The organism is Arthrobacter sp. NPDC093128 (assembly GCF_040683875.1).
Taxonomy (GTDB): Bacteria; Actinomycetota; Actinomycetes; order Actinomycetales; family Micrococcaceae; genus Arthrobacter.
In genome coordinates this window covers 65,345-82,053 of record NZ_JBFBEY010000011.1, presented here as the reverse complement: position 1 = coordinate 82,053, position 16,709 = coordinate 65,345, and the positions used below count along the sequence as shown (strand labels likewise).

Genomic DNA, 16,709 nt, shown 5'->3' with positions numbered 1-16,709 from the left:
ACGGAGTCCGGCATCGGGTTATGCGCGGGTCAGGCGTGCGGCCCCCAACTCTCAGCTTGAGGCCGTCAGGCCGACTTCCTCTTTCAGGTGTTGCCGCAACTTGCCCACAATCCTGCCAAGGTCTTCCATGTCTTCCGGAGTCAGTGCCTCGATAAATAACTGGCGAATAAGGCGAAGATGCGGGGCGGACGATGCCCGGAAAATGCGTGCGCCTTCATCAGTCAGTTCTACCACTGCCCCGCGGCTGTCATGGCCGGACTTTTTCCGGTCGATGAGACCGCGGCTTTCCATGCGCCCGAGATGATGGGAGAGCCTGCTCCGCTCCCAACCGATGCCCTCAGCTAGCGCCGATGACCTCATCCTGTGTTCTTCCGCCTCGCTCAGCGCCAGAAGAACCGCGTAGTCACCCGGGGAAATGCCTGAGGTGGCCTGCAGTCCTCCCGCCATCGCCTGGCGGATATCCTCGCTCGTCTCCACGTACGCGCGCCAGATGCCCAACTCGTCCGCAGTGGGGCTCCGCCGTCCGGTCGTGCTGCTCTGCTCCATGTCATTTTCTCCTTGCTTGACATGTCAACCATATCGGGTGATGATTGACGCGTCAATTAAGTAATTGACATATCAATTACGAAGGCGATGCGATCATGATCTTTGGTTTGGATACCTTTGGCGATGTCCCCCTGGACGACGCCGGCGTACCCGTCAGCCATGCCAGGGCCATCCGGCAGCTGGTGGACGAGGCCGTCATTGCCGATCAGCTCGGCGTGGACGTCTTCACGGTGGGAGAACACCACCGCCCCGAGTATTCGGTGTCAACACCGGAGACGGTACTGGCCGGCATGGCTACGGTGACTTCCCGGATCCGCTTGGGATCGGGCGTAACGGTCCTCAGTTCCGACGATCCGGTGCGGGTTTTCCAGCGGTTTGCCACTGTGGACGCCCTGTCCAACGGGCGTGCCGAAGTCATTCTCGGAAGGGGATCCTTCACGGAGTCCTTTCCGCTCTTCGGCTACGACCTCAAGGACTACAACGTCCTGTTTGAGGAGAAGATCGAACTCTTCGCACAACTCCTCAAGGAGAAACCGGTCACCTGGAACGGCACCATGCGGGCACCATTGGTCGACGCCGATGTGTACCCGAAGACGGAAAACGGCCTTAAGACCTGGGTAGGCGTTGGAGGTACACCCGAGTCAGTAGTCCGGACTGCGAAATACGGATTCCCCCTGATGCTCGCCATCATCGGCGGCCAGCCGGAGCGGTTTACACCCTTTATCGGCCTCTACAAGCGGGCATCTGCAGAATTCGGAACGACGGCCTGGCCCGTGGGGATGCACTCCCCCGGCTTCATTGCAGACACCGACAACGAGGCCAAGGAGGTCTTCTGGCCACATTACAAAGTGGTCCGGGACCGCATCGGAGCACTCCGGGGGTGGCCGCCGGTCCGCCGCGAAGACTTTGAAGCGGAAATTGAGCACGGCTCCATGTACATCGGTTCCCCGGAAACGGTAGCCAAGAAGATCGCCCGCGCGGTTGCAGCCCTGGACATTGGGCGCTTTGACCTTATCTTCACCTCCGGAGCCCAGCCCATCAGCGCCCGGCTGAAAGCCGTGGAACTCTATGGCAGCACAGTGGTTCCCCTGGTCCGCGAAATCCTCGCTGACAGCGGCCACGCAGCAGGCGCATAACACCCCTCCCAAGTAACAATCATTCCCCGAGAAAGAACAACACCATGAACATCACCCTCTGGATCGTCACAGCAGTTTTGGCACTTCTTTTCCTTGCCGCCGGAACCATGAAAATCGCCCAGCCCAAGGCAAAGTTGGCCGCCGCCGGCCAGGGATGGGCCGAGGACTTCTCCGACGGTACCGTCAAGGGCATCGGCAGCTTGGAAGTCCTCGCGGCGCTGGGGCTTGTCCTCCCTGCGCTTCTCAACATCGCTACCGTACTGGTTCCCCTGGCTGCCGCAGGGCTCGCCGTCCTCATGGTCGGTGCTGCGATTACGCACGCCCGACGCGGCGAAAAGCCCAGCGTCCTCATCAACGCAATCCTGGGCATCCTCGCCGCCGGTGTAGCCATCGCCCGATTCGGACCGTACGGCTTCTGATTGTTACGCATTCAAGGTTAGGGCGAAGTGGCTGCACCAACCCGGGTGTCAAAGCGCCGACGGTATTCCGTGGGTGTCGTGGAAAAGGCGGCAGCGAAGTTCTGGCGCAGCGTGACGGTATTTCCGAATCCGCAGTCGGCAGAGATCTGGTCCACCGGCAGGTCGGTGGTCTCGAGCAGCCGCCGGGCGGCGTCGAGGCGGCGGGCGCGGATCCAGGCTGCCGGCGTCGTCCCCGTTGCTGCCCGGAAAGCACGGACAAAGGTGCGGCGGCTCAAATGCGCCTGGACCGCGAGCCGGTCAATGGTGAGGGGTTCGCCCAGACGGCCCAGGGCCCATTCAAGCAGCCGCGAGATCGGGTCATCAGTGGAGCTCGGCGGGACGGGCCGCTCAATGTACTGCGCCTGACCGCCCTCGCGGTGTGGAGCAATGACCAGGCTGCGCGCCACCTGGTTCGCCGCTTCCGCCCCCAGCCGGGAGCGCACCACGTGCAGGCAGGCGTCCAGCGCAGAAGCGGTGCCGGCCGATGTCAGGACGTCACCATGGTCGATATACAGCACAGACTGGTCCAACGGGACATCGGGGTGCCGCACCGCAAGGGAATCGAACGCCTGCCAATGCGTGACGGCCCGGCGCCCCGCGAGCAGCCCCGCGTCCGCCACCGGGATCGCGCCTAGGCACAACCCCAAAATCGGCACGCCCCGGACATGCGCCCCTTGGAGCACACGCCGCAGCGAATCACCAAGCATGCGCCCGTCGTCGAACCACGACGGCACCACCACAATGTCCGCCTTGTCCGCGGCCTCGGGCCCCTTCACTCCCCCCAGCCGATACCCCTCAGCGGTTGTTATCTCGCCTGCCCGGTCCGAAAAGAGGACCGTCTCCCACCCGGCAAGGCCCTGGCGGGCCACCTCGTCAAAAACCATCTGCGGAACGGCAAGGTGAAACATGGTTGCCCCGTCGAAGGCGTAGACCGCGATCCTCATCCTGCACCTCTTCCTGGAGATTGGCCCGATTCCATCGTATATCCGCCTTCGTGCCACTGTTGGCCTTCGTCGGCAGCAGGAAGACTGGAGAAGTCGCCAGAAGGCGGCCCAACCCATCAGGAGAACCAAGAACATGACCAACCCGCGCCGCGCCCTCATCCTCATCGACGTGCAGCAGCAGTACTTCGGCGGCCCGCTCGAGATCCAGTACCCGCCCCACCAGGAGTCGCTGCCCACAATTGCGCGGGCAGTGGACGCTGCCACTGCCGCGGGCATTCCCATCGCCGTAATTCAGCACTCCGCCGGTGTTGGTGCGCCGGTCTTTGCGCCCGGCACGCCGGAGTTCGACCTGCACCCGGAAATTGAACGCCGCAAAACCGCCGCCTGGAAGTCGGTGGTCAAACAGTACGGGTCCGTGTACGCCGATACGGATCTCGCTGCCTGGCTGCGCCAGCACGACGTCGACACGGTCACCCTGGCGGGCTACATGACCAACAACTGCGTGCTCGCCTCAGCCGTGGAGGCAGAGTTCCTTGGCTTCAGCACCGAGGTTCTCTCAGATGCGACCGGGGCGATCAACCTCGCCAACGACGCAGGCTTCGCCGACGCAAAGACGGTCCACACGACACTCCTGACGTTGCTGAACTCGAACTGGGCAGCCGTGGCGGATACTGCTGCATGGACCGAGGCGCTGGACAGCCGGCAGGCTCTGACCCGGAGTGACCTCGGCAGCTCAGCGGTGGCCGGCTCCCGGCTGGTCCCCCAGGCATAACCAAGACCAACAACTCTCAAGGACTTATTGAATGAAGTGGATTCTTCTGGCCGGCGCGATCCTCAGTGAGGTGACTGCGTCCCTTTCCTTGAAGGCTGCCCTGGATGATCCTGCCTTCTTCATTGTTGTTGTCCTCGGCTACACCGCTTCCTTCGGTTTCCTCGCAGGGCTGCGCGCTCCTAGCGGTGTTCGTGGATCATGATCGCCGTCGTCCCGGCCTCAAGCGCTTCGAAGATGTGCGGCGCGTCGCCGGGGTAGCTGATGTAATCACCGGCCTGAAGCGTGGCCGGGGACCCTGACGGGCCGACCTTCGCGGAGCCGGCGGTGAGAATGACGTGCTCAATCGTCCCGGGCGTGTGCGGTTCCGACTCCCTGGCGGGCCCGGGCTCCGCCGCCAGCTTGTACAGGTCCCGCCGCGAGCCGGCAGGGGCGTGGGCCAAAAGCGTGATGGCGTAGTCGGAGTGCTCCGAGCGCACCGGCTCGCCCTCACCAACCCGCATGATCACCACGCCGGCCCGCGGCGGATCCACCAGGTCTGTGAAGGAAACATCCAAAGCAAGCGCGAGCGCCCACAGGGTCTCAACACTGGGATTGCCGACGCCGGATTCCAGCTGGGACAGGGTGGACTTCGCAATCTGGGCGCGGCGGGCTGCTTCCGTCAGTGACAGGCCGGCGGCCTCGCGGTGACGCTTGATGGCCGCCGCGATCGCCTTGAGCGGGGCTTTGCTCTGCTCGGTCACTGTTCGCTCCATCGGTCGATCGTTCGGCTTGACAGTCACCAGTGTACGCGTTCATTCTATTGAACATGGATACGATAAACCGAACAGAGCTGCATTCGCTCCTGCGCTCCGTGGCGGTGGTCTGCCTGGCCGGAGGAATCCTCGGAATCTCCTACGGCGCCCTGGCCATCGGTTACGGCCTGCCCTGGTGGATCCCGGTTCTTCTGTCTGTGGCAGTGGTGGCCGGCGCGTCGGAGATGATGTTCGTTGCCATCATCGGAGTCGGGGGCAGCCCATGGCTGGCGGCCGCGGCCGGATTGCTGGTCAATGCCCGGCACATTCCCTTCGGCTTTCAGGTGGCCCCGCTCATGGGCCACGGCCTCCCCTCCGTCCTCGGCGCACACGCCACAAACGATGAATCCACGTCCTTTGCCCTCGCCGGAAGCAGCCCGGCCATGCGCCGCCTAGGATTCTGGGCGTGCGGCGTGGGCATTGTCCTGGTCTGGCCCCTCGGGACAGCCCTGGGAACCTGGCTCGGCGCCTTCCTCGGCGACCTGGACCGCTGGGGACTCGACGCCGTCTTCCCCGCCATGATCCTCGCCCTGGTCATTCCGAAGGCCCGGGCGGGCGGCGCTGTCCTGACCACCGCGGTCGTGCTGGGCGCGGCAATCACTGTTGCAACGGCGTCGTTCCTTCCCGCCGGACTGCCGGAACTGCTCTCCCTGGCCGCCGTCGCCGTCGCCCGTCCCTGGCGTCCCGCCACAACCGAACCGGATCTGACCTCATGACTGAACTTCTGGCGGCAATCGCCGTCCTGGCCGTAGGAACCTACGCCTTCCGGGCCACCGGGCCGCTGTTGCGCAAGCGGTGGAAGCCGTCCCCGGCCCTGCAGCGGACTCTGGAGGTGGCGTCCGTGGTGCTGCTGGCGGCGGTTGCCGCCCGGTCCGGCACCTTTCACGACGGCGAACTGGCCGGCGGGGCGCTGATCGGCGGCGCGGCGGTGGCCGCCGTCCTCAGCTGGATCAAGGCGCCGTTCCTGGTAATTGTCGGTGCCGCCGTCGTAGTGACCGCCGGACTCAGGTTCGCGGGCCTGGGCTGAGGACGGTCCGCGGACCATTGACAGGCTGGGCAGGGGGCGTACGCTCATGGCACGTTGGGAGATCACGCTGAGACGGCATGTCCTTCGGAACGATGGCGTCCGGATCCAGAAAGGTGACGTTCGTGGCGATCCAAACCCCTTCCCCGTCTCTGGACCCAGCCCGCCTGGATGACTTAAGCGCGACCCTCCGTGGCCCGCTGTTCCGTCCCGGAGATCACCCTTACGACGATGCCAGGAAGGTCTTCAATGCAATGATCGACCGCCGGCCGGCCGCGATTGTCCGCGCCGCCGGCGCCGAGGATGTCCAGCGTACGGTGACTTTCGCCCGGGCAAACAACCTTCCAGTCTCCATCAAAGGCGGCGGTCACAACGTGGCGGGAAGCGCCGTCAGCGACGGCGGTCTCATGCTGGACTGCTCAAGCATGAGCCGGGTTCAGGTAGATGCCAAACGCCGCGTCGCGGTTGCTGGCGCCGGGGCGCTGCTGGCGGATCTCGACTACGCCACCCAGCAATTTGGCCTTGCCACACCTCTGGGCGTCGTATCTGTTACCGGTATCGCCGGCCTAACCCTCGGCGGCGGGATCGGCTGGCTGAACGGCAAGCACGGGCTCGCGTGCGACAACGTGATCTCAGCCAAGATCGTGACGGCCGACGGCAACCTGGTGACGGCAAGCCCCGAAGGGGACACCGACCTCTACTGGGCGATCCGGGGAGGCGGAGGAAACTTTGGCGCGGTTACCTCGTTTACTTACCGGCTGCATCCTGTCGGCCCTGTGCTGGCCGGTGGTTTCTCGTTCCCGGCCGAGCGTACGAGGGAGGTCCTCCAGTTCTACCCCGGTTTCGCCGCTGGCTGTCCCGACGGGCTCTCCATGTCGGCGAGTCTGGGGCGTGACGAATCGGGGCGCCCGGTCTTCGGCGTCGGTGTCTGCTGGAGCGGCGAGCACCATGAAGCTGACATGGCGCTCCGTCCGCTCCGGGACCTCGGCCCAACTGTCGACTCAATCGCGTCCACAGCGTACTCCGCACTCCAGTGCGCGCATGATGCTGGCTTTCCGTCCGGTCGGTACCATTATTGGAAGTCGCGTTTCGTCACCGATCTCACCGACGGCGCCATCGACACCCTGCTGCAATTTGCGACTGAAATGCCGTCGCCGGACAGTGCCATCGGTATGCAGCAAATCCACGGAATGGCCGCCCGGGTTGACCCGTCGGCCACGGCATTTCCACATCGTCGGAGCCAGAGCGAACTCCTCATCCTGGCACAGTGGGCGGACCCGGCCGAGACCGAGCGAAACGTTGGCTGGGCGCGAGCCTTCTTCGAGGCGATGCGGCCATTCGCGGCGGGCGGAGTATACGTCAATGATTTGGGTGAAGAAGGCGAGGGCAGGGTCAGGGACGCGTACGGGGCGAACTATGATCGTCTTGCCGCCGTCAAAGCCGCTTACGACCCCACCAACCTATTCAGGTCGAACCAGAACATCCGCCCGAGCGTATAGCCAACATCACGTGTTCCGGGGCATCCGTTGAATTCCGGATGCCGAACCTTCCATGCTTGGGTGCGGAGTGTCATCGTTGCAGCATGCAGACGGTATATGAGGCGGCCGGCGGTGCCGACTTTTTCCTAGCCCTGGCCAACGCCTGGCATGCCAGGGTCATGGCCGACGATGTGGTCAGCCATGCCTTCAGCCACGGATTCCATACCGACCACAGCATGCGGCTTGCTGCCTATTGGGCTGAGGCTTTGGGCGGCCCGCCGGACTATTCGGGCTCCTACGGCGACGAGACATCAGTAGTGCGGATCCACAGCGGCAACGGTCCGCACGACGAGATGGACCGGCGGGCAACCGCCTGCTTCGACCAAGCCCTGACGGACGTCGGGCTCACCGCCGACAACGCCCTCCGCAAAGTGCTGCACGACTAATTCGCCTGGGCGACGAACACCACAATGTCCCGGTACCAGCGTTCCCCGGACGACGTGCCCGACGGGCTGCGCATCCCGCTGTGGTCCTGGGACGGGCTGCTCGGCGAAGGCTGAACAAGGCCACTTTCCGGAATTGGCTATGGTGTGCCCGCTTCGCGGCCACCTACCGTGGACGGGTAAGTACTCCCGGCGGAGTTTCCCGAAATCCAGAGACGGACCAGCATGCCCACCGTTGTGAACGAATATCCCTTCTCCCAGGTCGACGTCTTTGCCCCGGGGCCCAAGGCAGGCAACCCGGTCGCCGTCGTCCATGACGCCGAAGGCCTGTCCACTGAACAGATGCAGAGCTTCGCGAACTGGACCAACCTGTCGGAGACCACGTTCCTGCAGAAGCCGACCCACCCGGAGGCGGACTACAAGCTGAGGATCTTTACCCCGGCGTCCGAACTGCCGTTTGCCGGGCATCCCACGCTGGGCTCTGCCCACGCCTGGCTGGACAAGGGCGGCCAGGCACGCCGCGACGGGGTGCTGGTGCAGGAATGTGAGGCAGGGCTGGTGAAAATCCGCCGCACCGGTAGCGATCTGGCCTTCGCGGCACCGCCGCTCTTCCGGTCCGGCCCGGTTGAACCGGCGCTATTGGAACAGGCCATCGCCAGCCTGGGCATCGACGCCGCCCAGGTCCTTGGCAGCAACTGGGTGGACAACGGCCCGGGCTGGATAGGAATCCGGCTGGAATCAGCCGAGCAGGTTCTGGAGCTTGAGCCCGATTTCGCCGTGATGGGCCCGTTGAACACGGGCGTCATCGGGGCCTACGCCGAAGGCGGTCCGGCGGACTATGAGGTCCGCGCGTTCGTGCCAGGTTGCAGCGTTCCCGAGGACCCGGTAACCGGCAGCCTCAACGCCGGGCTGGCGCAGTGGCTCCTCAGCGAAGGAGTAGTGGACGGCAATTACACCGTCCAGCAAGGCACCGTCCTGGGACGCGGCGGCCTAGTGACTGTCACCATCGAGGACGAAAGTATCTGGGTCGGCGGGACCAGCCGGACCGTGGTGAGCGGCCGCGTTTCGCTGTGAGGACGGCGGCCGGGTCGCGGCTATCCTGACAGCAAGCCAACTTGGCCAGCACACTGCAAAGGAATCACCGTGGAAACCGACGAAACCGTGGATGGACAGGGACCGGTCAAGCCGGCCACCATCTACGAGGTGGCTCGGCTCGCCGGCGTTTCACACCAGACCGTGTCGCGGCACCTCCGGGGCAACGGAGGGCTCAAAGCGGCCACTGTTGCCAAGGTCCAAAGAGCCATCGAGGAGCTCAACTACAGCCCCAACATGGCGGCGAGGTCCCTCCGGACCCGGCGCGTCTACCGGATCGTCATCATCGTTCCGGAGGCCACGCAGTACGTCCCCGTGCGGATGCTGAACGGTGCCGCCGCCGCAGCCCACGAGGCAGGCTTCCTGGTTGACGTCATCGCGCTGGAAGGCTCCGCGGCCACCCGGTCCAACCGGCTCCTCAGCCTGCTCGGCAGCGAACAGCTCGCCGGTGTGCTGTCCTTCGTCCCGCTCGGTAGCATGCAGAAGCATCTGGACGCCGCCCACTCCGGACTTCCCGTGGTGGTCGCAGGCGAATACGACGACCGGATGCGCGCCCGCGGCACCCTGGCCGACGGCGCCGCCGCCGCACGGATCGTGGAACACCTCGCAGCGCTGGGGCACCGGAAATTCTTCCACGTGGCCGGCCCCGAGCAGTGGCCATCCGCGAGGAACAGGCGGGCCGCCTACCTCGAGGCCGTCGAACAGCTCGGCCTCACGTCGGCGGGCGAATACCAGGGTGACTGGTCTGCCGAGTCCGGCCACGACGCCGGGCTAAACCTGCCGGTGGAGTCCGGCGTGACGGCGGTGTTCACCGGCAACGACCAGATGGCCATCGGCCTGATGCGCGCCCTGCATGAACGCGGCTTCAGAGTCCCGGAGGACATCAGCGTGTTCGGCTGGGACGACCTCCCCGAGTCCCGCTTCCTGGTGCCGTCGCTCTCCACCGTGAGCATGGACCTGGAGGCTCTGGGCCGTCTGGCCATGACCGAGCTGGTGACGGTGGTGCAGGGCAAGGAGTCTCCCAAGGGCTCCGCGGAGGACGAGAAGCTGCCGCTAATGGACCTCGTGATCCGCGAATCCACAGGCCCGGCCCGCCGCTAGCAGCCGGCCTCCGAACAGCCCCGGCGGGCCCGCTCACCCAGCCCGCCGCCGTCGGCGACGCAACCGCCGGACAGCCGACCCGCCGTCGTCGGCTTCAAAAAATGGGCCGTTGACTTAAATAGTGATCGATAACATACTTCTTTGTTATCGATCACTTTTGTATGTGCATACACCACCCGATTCCGCCAACGACGCCGGGATCCACCAAGACGAAAGGTTTCGACGATGAAATCCGCAAACCAAGCGAAAACCCCGCGCCGCTTCAAAGGCGCGAAGGTCGCCGCCATCCTCATCGCCGCGGCGCTGTCCCTGACCGCCTGCGGCGGGACAGGCACCAACGCCGCGGACGACGGCGGGACGGTCACCCTGCGCTTCACCTGGTGGGGCGGCGATGCCCGGCAGAAAGCCACCCAGAAGGTCATCGAAGCCTTCGAAGCCGAGAATCCGAACATCAAGATCAAGCCCGAATACGGTGACTGGAACGGCTACTGGGACAAACTGGCCACCCAGGTGGCCGCCAACGATGCCCCGGACATCATCCAGATGGACGAGAAATATGTCCGGGAGTACGGGGACCGCGGTGCGCTGCTGGACCTCAACAAGCTCAAGGGCCTGCAGACTTCTGACATCGACCCCACCGCACTCAAGACCGGGGACGTCAACGGGGAAATGTTCGGGCTGGTAACGGGCATCGCCACGTTTTCCATCGCCGCCAATCCTGCACTGCTGAAGAGCGCCGGCGTCGAAATGCCGGACGACAAGACCTGGAGCTGGGACGACTACCGCAAACTCAGCCAGCAGGTCAGCGAAAAATCCCGTGGTGTCACCGGCACCGGGGTGGGCTACAACGACACCGACCTCTACATCTGGGCACGCCAGCACGGCGACCGGCTCTACGACGAGAACAGCAACGTGGTGATCAAGCCCGAAACGCTCGAATCGTTCTGGGAAAACCTCGTGGAGCTTTCCACCTCCGGGGCTGCCCCGAAGCCGTCGGAGATCATCGAAAACGCGTCCGCCTCGCTGAACCAGAGCACGCTCGCCCAGGGCAAGCAGGCGTTCGCCGGCATCTTCAACACCCAGCTCACCGCGTACAAGAGCAGCGGCCAGAACCTGACGCTCCTCCGGCTGCCCGGCGAATCGCAGGCCGAACAGCGCGGCGCCTACTACAAGCCGTCCATGTTCTGGTCCGTTTCGTCACGGACCAAGCACCCCGAGGCGGCCGAGAATTTCCTGAACTTCCTGGCCAACAGCCAGGCCGCGGGCGACGTCCTGCTGACCGAACGCGGCATCCCCGCCAACACCAAGGTGCGGGACGCCATCGCGGACAAAATCACTCCGACGGACAAGGCCGCCGTCGACTTCGTCGACTCCATCGCGGACGAGGTGACCGAGGCCCCGCCCATCACGCCCTCCGGCGGCAGCGCCATCCAGGAGATCCTGGCCCGCCACACCTCGGACGTCCTGTTTGAACGCACGACGCCGGCCACGGCCGCCCGGGCGGTCATCACCGAACTCCAGTCAGCCATCAGAAAGTGACCATGAAGCAGGAAGCACAACCCATGACAGCAACCGGCGCACCGTTGCGCGTAGGAATCATCGGAACCGGGGGAATCGCCAACGCCCATGCTGAAGCACTGTCCGGCCGGGACAATGTGGAGCTGGCAGTGGCCGTGGACCTGGATCCGTCCCGGGCCGAGGCCTTTGCCGCAAAATGGAACATCCCCCGGATCGCAGCTGACCTGCAGTCCGAGGCAGACCTGCGTTCGGCCGGTGGCGGGCTGGACTTGGTAGTGGTGTGCACGCCACCGGCCAGCCACATGGGCCTGGCCGTCGAGGCGCTGGGTCTTGACCTGCACGTGGTGGTGGAGAAACCGCCGGCGCTGTCCCTCGAGCAGATGCGCGCACTGATGGCGGCCGAGGCCGCGTCCCGCGGAACCGTGAGCTGCGTCTTCCAGCACCGCTTCGGGTCTGGTGCACGCCGCGTCCTTGAACTGTCCGAAACGGGAGCGCTGGGCCGGCCGCTGGTGGGCACGTGCAACACCCTGTGGTTCCGGGACCAGGCCTACTTCGACGTCCCGTGGCGCGGACTGTGGGACGTAGAAGGCGGCGGCCCCACCATGGGCCACGGCATCCACCAGTTCGACCTGCTCCTGAACCTGTGGGGACCGTGGCAGGAAGTGTCCGCGTTCGCGTCCAAGCTGGCCCGCAACACGGACACCGAGGACGTGTCCGCCGCGGTGGTCCGGTTTGAATCCGGCGCCATCGCCACGGTGATGAATTCCGTGATCTCCCCGCGCGAGACGTCCCAGCTGCGGCTCGACTTCGAACGGGCCACCCTTGAACTGGAACACCTCTACGGCTACGACAACGGCCACTGGACCCTCACTCCCGCCCCCGGCTCAGAGGAGCTGTCCGAACTGTGGCAGGCCACCGAGGCCAACATTCCCAGCGGGCACAGCGCGCAGTACTCGGTGATCCTGGCCCGGCTCGCGGCCGGGCAGGTTCCGCCGGTGTCCCTGGCCGAGGCATATCCGACCATGGAGCTGGCCGCCGCCATCTACGCCTCGAGCGTGACCGGTAAGACCATCAGCAGGAACGAAATCGGCGAAGGGCATGCGTTCTTCACCCGGATGGACGGCCACATGGAGCCGTGGACGCGGGCTGCGTCAGAGGAGACCCCGGCACAGAAGGAGAGTGCACACGCATGAGCGGCATAAACGGAATCAGCTGGAACAACGACGGCAAGGCAGTCATCATCCGGATCGGCGGCGCCGAGGTCACCAGCTACACGTTCCTGCCCGACGACGCGCAGCGGGAGTCGCCGCGGCCGGGCTTCCACCCGCTCCGCACCCTGGCCGGGGACTCGCTGAGCGTTTTCCGCCCGCACGATCACACCTGGCACAAGGGCCTGGCCTGGTCCCTGCCGCATTTCGGGGACGAGAACTTCTGGGGTGGACCCAGCTACCGTCGCGGCCAGGACTACCAGTGGCTGCCCAACAACGGCTCCATGCAGCATCAGGAGATTCTCGACGCCGGCTTGGTGGACGGGCGGTTCCGCTTCTCCCACTCGCTCGCCTGGATCACACAGTCCGGCCAGCACGTGGTGGATGAAATCCGCACCTTTGAAATCTCCGAAAACCCCGACGGCGGCTCCTGGGTCATAGCCTTCGAGACTGCCATGACGAATGTGTCCGGAGTGGACATCCGCATCGGGTCGCCCACCACCGAAGGCCGGGACAATGCCGGCTACGGCGGGCTGTTCTGGCGCGGCCCGCGCGACTTCACCGGCGGCAGGATCTTGGGTCCCGACGGCGCCTCCGGGGAGGAGCTTCGCGGCCGGCGCGGACCCTGGCTCGCCTTCGTGGGCCAGCACGACGGAACCGGCAACCTCTCCACCGTGGTCATGGTGGACGATGCACGCAACGAGCAGCACCCGCCCGAATGGTTCACGCGCACCGAACCGTTTGCCTGCATGGGTCCGGCACCGTTCTTCAGCGCGGAAGTCCCCTTCACCAACGGTGCGACGCTGACCAACCGGTACTCCTTCGTTGCGGCCGACGGCGACTCGACCCCGGAGCGGCTCACGGCTCTGACGGCGGAAGGCGGAGAAGCGCTCCGGAAGCTGGCAGCAGTGACGATCCGGGCGGGGGCCCGGCGGTGAGTTCGGCGCGGGACCTCCCGTTCTTCCCGGGCGGGACGGCACTCACGCGGCTGGCGGTGTACAACTGGGCAGCGGCCGACGGCACCTGCGGCGGTTCACCCCACGTGCATACGGCTTCCACCGAGGCCTACCTGGTGATCGACGGGAGCGGCCAGGTGGAGACCCTCAGCAGCGCCGGCTTCGAAACGCATGGGCTGAAGGCCGGGGACCTGCTGTGGTTCAGCCCCGGAACGGTGCACCGGCTGATCAACCACGGGGACTTGGATCTGCTGGTGGTGATGCAGAATGCCGGGCTGCCGGAAGCGGGGGACGCCGTCCTCACGTTTGTCCCGGAGGTCCTCCGGGACCACGACCTGTACCGGCGCCTGGCAACCCTGCCCTACCCGGAGACCAGTGAGGAAACCCGGGCGATGGCGGCGCTGGCGCGGCGGGACGCCGCGCTGGCCGGTTACGCGGAGCTGCGTGCCGCCGTCGAACACCAGGGCCCTTCTGCCCTGCACGGCTTCCACCAGGCCGCCGCCGAGCTGGTTCGGGAGCGGGTCCCGGAATGGAGGAAGCTCTGGGCCGATACGGTGCAGGCCGAGACCCGCACGGCCGAACAGTGGCTGGCGGACCTGGCGGACGGCGCGGCCCCGCACCTGTCCCGGGCATCGGTGGCCCGGGCCGAACCCCAGGGTGGTGAGGGCATTGGCGAGCGCCCTTACGGCATGTGCGGCCGGCTCCAGACCTGGCGGGCGGGCGGGGCGGCCTAGCCTTGACTGGACTGGCCGTGGCGCCGGCTCAGCCAGCGATGTCCGGTGCAGCGAGCTCACGGCCATGTACCGCGATCAAGTCCCTGCTTAGTGCCCGGACCTCGTCCAGTTCAGTTGAGAGTCCTGCCAGCACGATGCCGGCGTCGGCCGTCTGGGAAGCTGAATCCTCGTCCGCGAGCCCGTCGGCGCGAAGGTTGATCAGGGACTCAACCAGGCGGAATGCCAGTTCACCCAGGGGCGCCCTGCCGGTGCCGTTGGCCGCTGGACTAAGCTCCTCGACCCTCTGGCCAAGGTTACGGTACAGCTGCCGGAGTTCCCGCCTGTCCGCCATGAACGGCTCAAAACGTTCCGCACGCGCCTCGGGCAGGTGGTAGAGAATGCCGAGGTTCCAGCGGGCACTGCACAGCAGGCCTCCGTCATAGAGCGCGACGGCGTGCAGCGCAGCGGCCGCTGTCACGGCGCCTGCCGGTCCTTGGGCCGCGTGGACGGCCCTCGCGAAGTCCAGGCCGCCGGCCACAGTGCCCATGAGCAGTTCGCCCAGGATCTCATCTTTGGTGCCGAAGTGGTGGTAGAGAGATGACTGGCGGATTCCCACGGCGTCGGCGATGGCCCTGGTGGAGGTGTTCGCAAAGCCCTGGCTGGTGAAGAGCTCGGCCGCCGCATCGAGGATTTCGTCCCGGGCGGTGGCGCCTGGGCGCACTGGCTGCTGTTTGCGGGGTCGTCCCGGTCCGGCTGAAGTCACCCCACATTCTTACACCGGCGCAGGGTGCCGAGTCGCCGCCGCACGCACCTCCGACCGGCGCGGCAAAGTGGTGAGTTTTTATTTACCGGACCGAAATACCGCGTCATCCAGCTTTTACATCGGCGAAACGGAACCGGGACACTTCACTGGAAAACTATCAAGTGACCGGTATTTCGGAGGAGCCATCAAGCGGCTACCCAAATGTGGTCACCAGCCCCCGTTCCAGACACGGAGAAACCGATGACTTCCACCATTTCGACGGCGTCCGCCCACGCAGACGATGCAGACCTGACGTCGCTCGGCTACCAGCCGTCATTGCACCGCAAACTTGGCCGCTATGCTTCCTTCGCCGCAGGATTTTCGTTCGTCTCCATCCTCACCACCATCTTTCAGCTCTTCGCTTTCGGCTACTCCTTCGCCGGCCCGGCGTTCTTCTGGACCTGGCCCGTCGTGCTGGTCGGCCAACTGCTCGTGGCCCTCAACTTCGCCGAACTCGCCGCCCGATACCCTCTCTCCGGAGCCGTCTACCAGTGGGCGCGCCGCATGGGAGGCGAAGTGGTGGGCTGGTTCGCCGGCTGGTTCATGGCCATCGCCCAGGTGGTCACGGCGGCCGCTGCCGCCATCGCGCTGCAGGTGGTCCTTCCCCAGCTCTGGGACGGCTTCCAGCTGGTGGGCGGCGACCCTGCACTCACCACCGTCACCGGTGCCGCCAACGCCGTGGTCCTCGGTGCCGCCCTCCTGGTGCTAACCACCGTGATCAATTGCCTCGGCGTCAGGCTCATGTCCCACATCAACTCCATCGGAGTGACCTGCGAGATCGTCGGCGTCGCCGCCGTCATCCTCGCCCTTGTTTCCGCCGCCCAGCGCGGACCCGACGTCGTCGCGGACATCAGCGTGGTGACCGGCTCGGACCTCGGTGCCGTGGGCGCCTTCCTCGTCTCCGGCCTCATGGCCGCCTATGTCATGGTCGGTTTCAACTCCGCCGGTGAACTCTCCGAGGAGACGAAGAACCCGCGCAGGACAGCACCGCGCACCATCCTTTCGGCCCTGATCATTTCGGGCATCGGCGGCGGGCTCATGATCATCACCGCACTCATGGCCGCACCCAGCCTCGACGACGGACGCCTCGCCACGGAGGGCCTGCCTTACGTACTGACCGCCGTCCTGGGAACCTTCTGGGGCAAGGTCCTGCTGGTGGATGTCGCCGTCGCGATCTTTGTCTGCACCCTGGCCATCCAGACGGCTGGATCCCGCCTGGTGTTCTCGATGGCCCGGGACGGAAAGCTCCCCGCCTCGGCCCTCCTCTCCGCGGTCCACCCGCAGCGCGGCACTCCGATGTGGCCGTCCATCGCCATCGGCGCCCTCGCCGTCGGCGTCCTGGCCATCAACATCGGCAACGCGGCGCTCTTCACCACCCTCTGCAGCGTCTGCATTGTCATGGTCTACCTGGCCTACCTCCTGGTCACCGTGCCGCAGCTGCTCAGCCGTCTCCGCGGTGACTGGGACCGGGTGGGCCAGACCATGCCCGCCGGGCTGTTCTCGCTGGGACGCTGGGGACTCCCGGTCAATCTCCTGGCCGTCCTTTACGGCGCGGTGATGGTGGTCAACCTCGCCTGGCCACGCCCCGAGGTCTATGACCCCTCCGGCGAAAACGGGCTCCTGCTGTATTCCGCCCCGCTCATGGTGGGCGCCGTTCTGCTCCTGGGCGTCTGGGTACGGAGCCGCAAGACCTCCGAAGTAACAGCTGCCTAGGCACCGACGCCGCA

19 protein-coding genes are annotated in these 16,709 nt (G+C 65.7%); 15 read left to right on the top strand and 4 right to left on the bottom strand.

Annotated features, from left to right (window positions below):
• Positions 1-51: 51 nt before the first annotated feature.
• Positions 52-546 (bottom strand): MarR family winged helix-turn-helix transcriptional regulator, encoded by a 495-nt coding sequence (locus tag AB0N24_RS14420; protein WP_364125383.1) that lies wholly within the window; start codon positions 544-546, stop codon positions 52-54.
• Between the two features lie 95 nt (positions 547-641).
• Between AB0N24_RS14420 and AB0N24_RS14415 the strand changes: the two genes are divergently transcribed.
• Positions 642-1,682, top strand: a complete 1,041-nt coding sequence (locus AB0N24_RS14415) for an LLM class flavin-dependent oxidoreductase (protein ID WP_364125380.1) — start codon at positions 642-644, stop codon at positions 1,680-1,682.
• A gap of 44 nt (positions 1,683-1,726) precedes the next feature.
• The gene (locus AB0N24_RS14410; protein ID WP_364125377.1) at positions 1,727-2,101 is read left to right on the top strand and encodes a DoxX family protein; all 375 of its coding nucleotides are present in this window, start codon (positions 1,727-1,729) and stop codon (positions 2,099-2,101) included.
• A gap of 17 nt (positions 2,102-2,118) precedes the next feature.
• Here AB0N24_RS14410 and AB0N24_RS14405 read toward each other — a convergent pair whose 3' ends face one another.
• Positions 2,119-3,084, bottom strand: coding sequence for a helix-turn-helix domain-containing protein (locus tag AB0N24_RS14405; protein ID WP_364125374.1), 966 nt, complete (start codon positions 3,082-3,084; stop codon positions 2,119-2,121).
• A 133-nt stretch (positions 3,085-3,217) separates the two neighbouring features.
• Between AB0N24_RS14405 and AB0N24_RS14400 the strand changes: the two genes are divergently transcribed.
• Entirely contained in the window at positions 3,218-3,856 is a 639-nt protein-coding gene (locus AB0N24_RS14400) for an isochorismatase family protein (RefSeq protein ID WP_364125371.1), read from the top strand.
• Positions 3,857-3,887: 31 nt separating this feature from the next.
• A complete protein-coding gene (locus AB0N24_RS14395) occupies positions 3,888-4,058 on the top strand; it encodes an SMR family transporter (protein ID WP_364125368.1) in 171 nt (56 codons plus the stop codon).
• Here the strand turns inward: AB0N24_RS14395 and AB0N24_RS14390 are convergent.
• Positions 4,036-4,596, bottom strand: a complete 561-nt coding sequence (locus AB0N24_RS14390) for an XRE family transcriptional regulator (protein ID WP_364125366.1) — start codon at positions 4,594-4,596, stop codon at positions 4,036-4,038. The genes AB0N24_RS14395 and AB0N24_RS14390 overlap by 23 nt on opposite strands.
• 65 nt (positions 4,597-4,661) lie before the next feature.
• On the opposite strand from AB0N24_RS14390, the gene AB0N24_RS14385 reads away from it, so the two are divergent.
• The 10 genes from AB0N24_RS14385 to AB0N24_RS14340 all read left to right on the top strand — a co-directional run bounded on the left by AB0N24_RS14385 (position 4,662) and on the right by AB0N24_RS14340 (position 14,201).
• Positions 4,662-5,363: an AzlC family ABC transporter permease gene (locus tag AB0N24_RS14385; RefSeq protein WP_364125363.1), complete on the top strand. Its 702-nt coding sequence runs from the start codon at positions 4,662-4,664 to the stop codon at positions 5,361-5,363.
• Entirely contained in the window at positions 5,360-5,674 is a 315-nt protein-coding gene (locus AB0N24_RS14380) for an AzlD domain-containing protein (RefSeq protein ID WP_364125360.1), read from the top strand. Before AB0N24_RS14385 ends, AB0N24_RS14380 begins: the two co-directional genes overlap by 4 nt.
• 77 nt (positions 5,675-5,751) lie before the next feature.
• The gene (locus AB0N24_RS14375; protein WP_364125356.1) at positions 5,752-7,170 is read left to right on the top strand and encodes an FAD-binding oxidoreductase; all 1,419 of its coding nucleotides are present in this window, start codon (positions 5,752-5,754) and stop codon (positions 7,168-7,170) included.
• Positions 7,171-7,253: 83 nt separating this feature from the next.
• Positions 7,254-7,595, top strand: coding sequence for an oxidoreductase (locus AB0N24_RS14370; RefSeq protein WP_364125353.1), 342 nt, complete (start codon positions 7,254-7,256; stop codon positions 7,593-7,595).
• A 222-nt stretch (positions 7,596-7,817) separates the two neighbouring features.
• Positions 7,818-8,666, top strand: a complete 849-nt coding sequence (locus AB0N24_RS14365) for a PhzF family phenazine biosynthesis protein (protein ID WP_364125350.1) — start codon at positions 7,818-7,820, stop codon at positions 8,664-8,666.
• Between the two features lie 69 nt (positions 8,667-8,735).
• A complete protein-coding gene (locus tag AB0N24_RS14360) occupies positions 8,736-9,785 on the top strand; it encodes a LacI family DNA-binding transcriptional regulator (RefSeq protein WP_364125347.1) in 1,050 nt (349 codons plus the stop codon).
• A gap of 225 nt (positions 9,786-10,010) precedes the next feature.
• Positions 10,011-11,324 (top strand): extracellular solute-binding protein, encoded by a 1,314-nt coding sequence (locus AB0N24_RS14355; RefSeq protein WP_364125344.1) that lies wholly within the window; start codon positions 10,011-10,013, stop codon positions 11,322-11,324.
• A 2-nt stretch (positions 11,325-11,326) separates the two neighbouring features.
• Entirely contained in the window at positions 11,327-12,496 is a 1,170-nt protein-coding gene (locus tag AB0N24_RS14350; protein ID WP_364125341.1) for a Gfo/Idh/MocA family oxidoreductase, read from the top strand.
• Entirely contained in the window at positions 12,493-13,449 is a 957-nt protein-coding gene (locus AB0N24_RS14345; RefSeq protein ID WP_364125338.1) for a PmoA family protein, read from the top strand. The genes AB0N24_RS14350 and AB0N24_RS14345 overlap by 4 nt, the downstream gene beginning before the upstream one ends.
• Positions 13,446-14,201, top strand: a complete 756-nt coding sequence (locus tag AB0N24_RS14340) for a cupin domain-containing protein (RefSeq protein ID WP_364125335.1) — start codon at positions 13,446-13,448, stop codon at positions 14,199-14,201. The genes AB0N24_RS14345 and AB0N24_RS14340 overlap by 4 nt, the downstream gene beginning before the upstream one ends.
• A gap of 28 nt (positions 14,202-14,229) precedes the next feature.
• On the opposite strand, the gene AB0N24_RS14335 is transcribed toward AB0N24_RS14340, so the two are convergent.
• The gene (locus tag AB0N24_RS14335) at positions 14,230-14,943 is read right to left on the bottom strand and encodes a helix-turn-helix domain-containing protein (protein ID WP_364125332.1); all 714 of its coding nucleotides are present in this window, start codon (positions 14,941-14,943) and stop codon (positions 14,230-14,232) included.
• A 240-nt stretch (positions 14,944-15,183) separates the two neighbouring features.
• On the opposite strand from AB0N24_RS14335, the gene AB0N24_RS14330 reads away from it, so the two are divergent.
• Complete coding sequence (locus AB0N24_RS14330) at positions 15,184-16,695, top strand: amino acid permease (RefSeq protein ID WP_364125329.1); 1,512 nt, start codon at positions 15,184-15,186, stop codon at positions 16,693-16,695.
• The last annotated feature ends 14 nt before the right edge of the window (positions 16,696-16,709 follow it).